Here is a 7,038-nt window from a genome sequence, read left to right as displayed (position 1 = left end):
CTCCAATCAACAGGGTGCCAAAATCAACAATAAACTTCAACAGAGCCTACCAATAAAAAAGGCATTACTTTACTAATATATTTTTAATAAATACTTCATAAACTAAGTCCACTATGAATGAGGAGTGCAACTAATGAAAAAAATATGGTTCTTTTCTGTTCTTTTATTACTTCCTTTATTTTTTTATCAAACAAATACATTCGCATCAACTAAAAGTCGCGAGTCATATAAAAAAACTGGGCATTTTTTTTGGGAAGTAAATACAAAAGAAAAATTAGTTGCCATTACTTTTGATGATGGACCTCATCCTGTTTTTACTCCTCAGATACTGGATATATTAGCTAAATATAATGCAAAAGCTACTTTTTTTGTTGCTGGTAATAAAGTAATAAGATTTCCTGATATTGTAAAGCAGGAAGTAAAAGAAGGACACGAAATTGCCAATCACACATTTCAACATCTATACCATAATATTTCGTCTGCAAAACTATCATCGGAATTAGAAGAAACGGATAAAATTATTCAGAAGTTCACTGGTTTTAAACCGTCTCTTTATCGTCCCGTAGGAGGCATTTATAATGATTTAATTATTAATACTGCTATAAAAAACGGAAAGGAAGTTGTTTTATGGAATCAAGATTCTCGTGATTGGGCAGATCCTCCCGTAAGTCAAATTTGTAACGAAATCACAAAAGGAGTAAAGCCAGGGAATATCATTCTATTTCATGATTGGCATGGTAGTGAATTTACTCAGACATGTCAAACAGTTAAAGCATTAGGTACCATTCTAGACTTTTTACACAAGGAGGGATATAAATTTGTCACTGTATCTGAATTGCTCTATCGCTCGACACAAATCATTCCAGACACTTTTGAAATTTATCCTTCCAAGAAAGAAAAAACATCTCACATTGATTTAATGTTTTAAATGCATTTTTTCGCTTCATAAGTCTATTGTGTAGAAATATACACTTCCTTATGCTAAATACCCTTACTTATTCGATTTCTTCTCTTCCAATAAAAATAAATGATGAGGGAAAGGGCCAATAAGAATGTAATGAAATAAATACTATATGTTGACATATATAGTTCAACGGTGTGCCAATTTTCGCCTAATATTCTTCCTAGTGTGATAAAAGTAAAACTCCAAATTAATGCACCAGTATAGGCGTAAACAGTAAATTTTCTAAAGGGAAAGCGATTGACGGCTCCTATATAAGCTGTAAGATGCCGGACCCCGGGAATAAAATACCCAAATAATAAAAGATAAGGTCCGAATTTCCTGAATAATTTCATGGTACTATTCATTTTTTGTTCGGTAATGTGAATTTTCGGACCAAACTTTTCGATTAAAGGCAACCCAAATCTATAACCAATGTAGTAGCTAAGCGAAATCCCCGCCGTTGCCCCAATAAAAGCACTTATTATTGAATTTATATAGGATAATTTCCCCTGAAACACATTGTAACCAATATATGTAAGAAGGACCTCATCGGGTAGAGGAAGTCCTACAATACCGCCAATTAAGGCAAATATGATTCCGAAGTACCCATAATGTTCTAGAAGGTAAACAATATGATTCTGCATTTTTTCATCATCCTATTAGGTAATGTCTAACCATCAACTTGCTTTTGCTGAATTAGAAACCAACATTGGTATCCTGTTCATACTTATAGCTATTAAAATGAAATATTTGCACCTTAACCTTTATATTCGTTAAGGAGTCTTTATCTAGATAAAAGCTGGTAGATTTTTTTAATTCCCTATATTGCTTTGGATGTTTTCGATACCACTTTTCACCAACATTTAATAAATCTGTTTTATTTTTAACTCCACGTTTATAAATGGAAGTGATTTTTCTTCTTATATCGTCTTCCATTAATTTCTTTAATTTTGGTTCGGGAATATCTTTGATTTTTTCGACCAAATCTGCTGGTACAGACACTTCTAGGGAAAACTTTGGGGTTGTAGTTCCCTTCTTGTATTTTACCTTCATTTTTGGAGTGGCTAGTTTCATTGCCGCTACAAGCTTTCCCTCATCTTCTACTCTTTGATCTAAAGATACCTTTTTTTCTAATAACCAATTAACATAAACAGCGTCCTTGAAAGGAAGGACTTTCTTAAATTTTTGCTGCTGAAAAATGGCATATCCATCGAAAAATACAATGGGGTAATTTTCCTCTGCCTTCCAGGTTTGAGAGTCAATTTTTACATTAGGTAGTTTGGCCACCCCCATAGGCTCATAATAGGCTCTTAAAAAATTCATTAATGCCATAGGCTTGAGCTCATCAAGATACACTTCGTTCTTTTCCTTTCTAAAAAGAACCGTGTATATTGCCGGATAATTAAATAATGCCTTTATATTAAATACTTCGCGAATATTTTCATCCGTTGTCATGACTCGTAAGGTATGCCGGAGCGAACGGTTTCTGCCTATTTCTACTATTACTTCCTTAAAATGATTCCTGACTATTCTTTGACTTAAAACAAGTGTTTCTACGTGGCCAAAAAATAAAGGAGGCTCCGACTTTTTATAAAGGTTACCAACCGCTAAATTTAGTGTTTCTCCCGTTGCTGATGCAATAAAAATCGGTATGGGTTCAGTAGGCTTACCTCCTTCTACCTTTGCTACATTCGCGAAATTTAAGGATTGAAGATACGCGATATACTCCTCCTTTTCTTCATCATAGTCCATACCAATTGCCACTACATAGGTTACATCTTGAATATTTTTTAAACCTGAACAACCGGAAAGAAGCAGACAACCCGCTAAAAAAGAAATCATCCATTTCCTTTTCATGATTGATTTCCACCCCTTGTTGGATCATCTGGACTGGTTAAGTTTGTTCTTGACTTATAAAATTGGATTGGAGCCCTAATGAATGACTTAATCATTCCTTTTAGACTGATTGGCGAAAGAGAGCCTAGGTATGGAGACCCAAAGGAAGAAATGGTTGAAAAGTAAAAAACCGTTAGAATAAAGCCAATAATGACACCGAATAATCCAAATAAGGTACTCATTAAGATAATCGTGAATCTTAAGATTGTACAAGCCGTACTTAAAGTTTGATTCACTAACGTAAAAGACGAGATGTAGGTAATGGCCGCTACGACCAGCATGGTCGGTGAAGTTAACCCCGCCCGAATGGCAGCATCCCCTACGATTAAGCCACCTAAAACAGCTACAGTTTGCCCAATTGCTCTTGGCAAGCGTACCCCCGCTTCATTAAATAGCTCAAACAAAAATAGAACAATAAACATTTCTAGTGGTGAAGATATAGGCAGCCCAAAACGCGAGATTGTAATTGTCGCAACCAGTAAATAGGGAACCTGTTCAATATTATAGGCAGAAAATGCGATCCATGCACCAGGTAAAAAAGCAGATATGATCAACCCTATCATCCTGATAATTCTTTCTATTGATACATAAGCATAACTTATGTAAGTGTCCTCAGGGGATTTAATCTGCAATAATATATTGACCGGTGCAAAAGTGACTGTAGGATTTCCATCAACAATGAGAGCAAACCGGCCTTGATTCAGCGCCTGAACAATAAAGTCAGGTCTACCCGTATAGTCCATACTCGGGAAGATGGAATACGGTCTATCACGAACATATGATTCAAGTTCATGAATACTCGTTAAGATATCCAGTTCTACTTTATTTAACCTTTTATGGATTTCATCCAAAACTCGCTGATCAATTAAATCTTCTATATACATGAGTACTACTTTTGTTCTACTTCTTTTACCAATCGTATATTTCTCTAAACATAAAGACGAGGTGTTAAGTCTTCGCCTTATTAAGGAGATATTTGTCTTTAGATCCTCCACAAACCCATCCTTTGGACCCCTTATTGAGCTCTCAATCGCGGATTCTTCAGGTTGCCGCATAGGAAAGGATCCTGCTTGAATACTTAAAAACGAATCACCGAATAAAAATAAGACATTTCCATCAAAAAGTAAATTTGATAGATCATCTNNATCTTCTGCTTGGAAAAAGGATTTAAGCTTTTTTTTGACAGAATCTTCTTTATCCTCACTGAGTTTAGGTAAAATATTTTGATCTAAATAATGTATATCAATCAGGGTTTCAAAATAGATCATTTCAAACGTGTCCATGATTGTATGGTGCTCAATCAGTCGTAGGTCTTGACTTTTCTTAAATTGATTTTTAAGGTGTTCGGATTTCTCCTTTAGCCTTAGCCTTTCATTACGAAGTGGATTCAAGAGTATTTTTCTTACCATGTTGTTTATCCCTCTTCTTTAAAACTAGAATAATGGCGGCTGATAGCAGGATTTGAAAAAGGAAAAATGCCAAACTAGCCGGCAAAAAGTATTTATAAATAACCTTATAGAAATAATAGGTTTCTACTTTTATGGTCATTAGACCGAACAAAAAGAGATACATGACTCCAACAAGCTTAGGGTTCAGTCTATAATGTTTCTTTTTATGGGTAAAAAATGTTCCTAACAGATACATGAATAATCCAATTCGAATCAACGCACCGCTAAGCCATTGATATAAAGCAAAAAAATCTAGATGTGATATATATTCTCCAATGCTTAATATACGCCATTGCTCATAAGCCGGATACCGGAAGTAGATTGATTCAGTAGGTCCAAACTCCATGATTGATGCAGAAAGCGGCCCAAAGATTAAGCCTGTTAAGAATGTCAATAAAATAAACAACTGTTTAAATTTAATAGGTTCCTGTGAAAAGGGCTGCAGCAGGATAACGATGTAAATCTCAAGCAGCCCTGACAGAACATAGATTCCCCCTCTAATAAGAGGAGAATAGCCGTCTGCAAACACAGGAAGTAATAAACTTGGGTCCTTTAAGCTCGTGTTTGTTAGAGCAATAACTATGCCAAATAGCACAACAAGCGGTAGTAAAAAACCGCTAGATATAGCCATGCTTTTGACCCCAGCAAGTGTGATTAAAAAACAGACAAAAACCAAGAAACCATTAATCATAAAAACAGAAGCATCAGCGAGAAAATATGCTTTTAACCAAATCATTAGGTCCCTAAAAGTGACATAAGAGCTTGTAAATAAAAACAAAATGACGGGAATCGAAAATAGAGTTGAAAACGTCCTTCCCAGACGCTGTCGAATCATAGAAAAGAAGCCTTCATTTGGACTGTTTTTTACAATAAAATACACCAGCCAGAGAAAGAAAAGAGAAATCGGATATGCCACAATGACACTTAACCAACTGTCTCTTCCAGCTGCGGTGAGTATATTTGGTATAAGCAGGACATGGTTTAGTAAACCTGTCGAAAGGACCAATAACAAAAATAATTGTCTTGGAAGGAGTATTTTAATTAAGTTTTGTATTATAATCACCGAACTTTATCATTTTAGGTAATATTATCACCAAAAATGATGAATATATGTGTTCAAAATGGTCTTCAAAACGGAACATCACGAAAAGTAAAAAAAGCTCATGTCTCATCAAAAATTTGATGGGACCCTGAGCTTTTTTTACTCTTTTATTTTATTGAAAAACAAATTCATCTATAAGATCTTTTAAGTTTCTTAAATAATACGAACTGTTACAATACCTTCAATTTGATCGATTTTTTCCAATAAACCAGGAATGATATCGCCGTTCACTTTATTGTCGATGTCGATCATCGTATAGGCGTATTCCCCACGGCTTCGATTAATCATGTCCGCGATATTTAACTGATAGCTCGAGATTGCCAATGTAAGCTGGCCAACCATGTTTGGTACGTTTTTGTGGAATGCCGCCACGCGTCGCTTACCTGTGTAAGGCAGGGATGCGTTTGGAAAATTCACCGAGTTTTTGATATTTCCTGTTTCTAGATAATCCTTTACCTGGCGGGCTGCCATAATGGCACAGTTTTCCTCAGATTCTTGTGTTGAAGCACCAAGATGTGGGATTGGAACAGCATTTTTCATTTTCAATACATTTTCATTAGGGAAATCTGTCACATACGTACCAACCTGCCCGTTTTCTAGGGCGGCAGCCATATCTGTTTCATTCACAAGCTCACCACGTGAGAAGTTAAAGATATGAACACCTGGCTTCATGATGCTGAAGGTTGCTTCGTTAAACATTCCTCTTGTATCCTCAGTTAATGGAACGTGTACGGTTATATAATCACAATTCGCAAACAACTGTTCAATTGTCATCGCACGCTGAACATTACGTGACAAGTTCCAAGCCGTGTCGACTGAGATAAACGGGTCAAATCCAATAACATCCATATCTAAATCAAGTGCATCATTCGCTACAAGCGCACCGATTGCACCTAATCCAATCACACCAAGTGTTTTTCCTTTAATTTCTTTTCCAACGAATTGTTTCTTACCTGCTTCAACAAGCTTTGGTACTTGTTCGCCTTCCCCTGCTAACGACTTGGTCCAGGCCACGCCGGCAAAAAGGTTACGAGATGTTGCCATTAATGAAGTCAGCACCATTTCTTTTACAGCATTCGCATTCGCACCAGGTGTATTAAAAACAACAATCCCCTGCTCTGTACATTTGTCGACAGGAATATTATTAACACCCGCTCCTGCGCGTGCGATCGCCTTTAATTTATTTCCTAATTCAATAGAATGCATGTTGAAACTACGAACTACAATCGCATCTGGATTGTCACTTTCATTGTCGATCGTGAAATGATCCTGATTAAAAACATTTAACCCGCTTTCTGCAATATTATTTAACGTTTTAATGGTTTTCATTTTGTCAAGGGTCATTGTGCTCATTGTGTTTTCTCCTCTATTCTTCTGTGATAGTTTTTAAGTTTACTAATTAGCAAATTTTTCATTTTATAAAAAAATCTTCTATTAAAAAAATGTAATTTTATTGTCATATGACTTCCAGCCGGTTCTATCCCCTCCTAATAAACAGAAAGAGGCAAGGATTTAATTCCTTACCTCTGCCCAGGCGAACGGCTGCGACACTATGTGCTCCCTCGCGGTGATCCGCGTTTCGCCAGTTACACATAGCCTTTTTTTATTTCTCTAAAAATAACAAATTTTCTAAGAACATTCAAGCATAT

6 protein-coding genes and 1 riboswitch are annotated in these 7,038 nt (G+C 36.0%); of the genes, 1 reads left to right on the top strand and 5 read right to left on the bottom strand.

Features of this window, described 5'->3' with window-relative positions:
- The first annotated feature begins 133 nt into the window (after positions 1 to 133).
- Positions 134 to 928, top strand: coding sequence for a polysaccharide deacetylase family protein (locus V7137_RS27315; RefSeq protein ID WP_335700979.1), 795 nt, complete (start codon positions 134 to 136; stop codon positions 926 to 928).
- A gap of 53 nt (positions 929 to 981) precedes the next feature.
- Here V7137_RS27315 and V7137_RS27310 read toward each other — a convergent pair whose 3' ends face one another.
- The 5 genes from V7137_RS27310 to V7137_RS27290 form a co-directional block, all read right to left on the bottom strand.
- Positions 982 to 1,587: a DedA family protein gene (locus V7137_RS27310; protein WP_335700978.1), complete on the bottom strand. Its 606-nt coding sequence runs from the start codon at positions 1,585 to 1,587 to the stop codon at positions 982 to 984.
- A gap of 52 nt (positions 1,588 to 1,639) precedes the next feature.
- Positions 1,640 to 2,800: a Ger(x)C family spore germination protein gene (locus tag V7137_RS27305; RefSeq protein ID WP_335700977.1), complete on the bottom strand. Its 1,161-nt coding sequence runs from the start codon at positions 2,798 to 2,800 to the stop codon at positions 1,640 to 1,642.
- On the bottom strand, positions 2,797 to 4,248 hold the full coding sequence (locus V7137_RS27300) for a spore germination protein (protein ID WP_335700976.1): 1,452 nt from the start codon (positions 4,246 to 4,248) through the stop codon (positions 2,797 to 2,799). The genes V7137_RS27305 and V7137_RS27300 overlap by 4 nt, the downstream gene beginning before the upstream one ends.
- Positions 4,214 to 5,350, bottom strand: coding sequence for a GerAB/ArcD/ProY family transporter (locus V7137_RS27295; protein ID WP_335700975.1), 1,137 nt, complete (start codon positions 5,348 to 5,350; stop codon positions 4,214 to 4,216). Before V7137_RS27295 ends, V7137_RS27300 begins: the two co-directional genes overlap by 35 nt.
- A gap of 192 nt (positions 5,351 to 5,542) precedes the next feature.
- The gene (locus V7137_RS27290; protein WP_335700974.1) at positions 5,543 to 6,742 is read right to left on the bottom strand and encodes a phosphoglycerate dehydrogenase; all 1,200 of its coding nucleotides are present in this window, start codon (positions 6,740 to 6,742) and stop codon (positions 5,543 to 5,545) included.
- Positions 6,743 to 6,910: 168 nt separating this feature from the next.
- Positions 6,911 to 6,989: riboswitch (ZMP/ZTP riboswitch) on the bottom strand.
- Positions 6,990 to 7,038: the final 49 nt, after the last annotated feature.

It is taken from the genome of Neobacillus drentensis, from assembly GCF_036962765.1.
GTDB classification, from domain to species: domain Bacteria; phylum Bacillota; class Bacilli; order Bacillales; family Cytobacillaceae; genus Neobacillus; species Neobacillus drentensis_C.
Note: the sequence above shows the minus strand (reverse complement) of the source record. Positions and strands in the feature narration are given on the sequence as shown.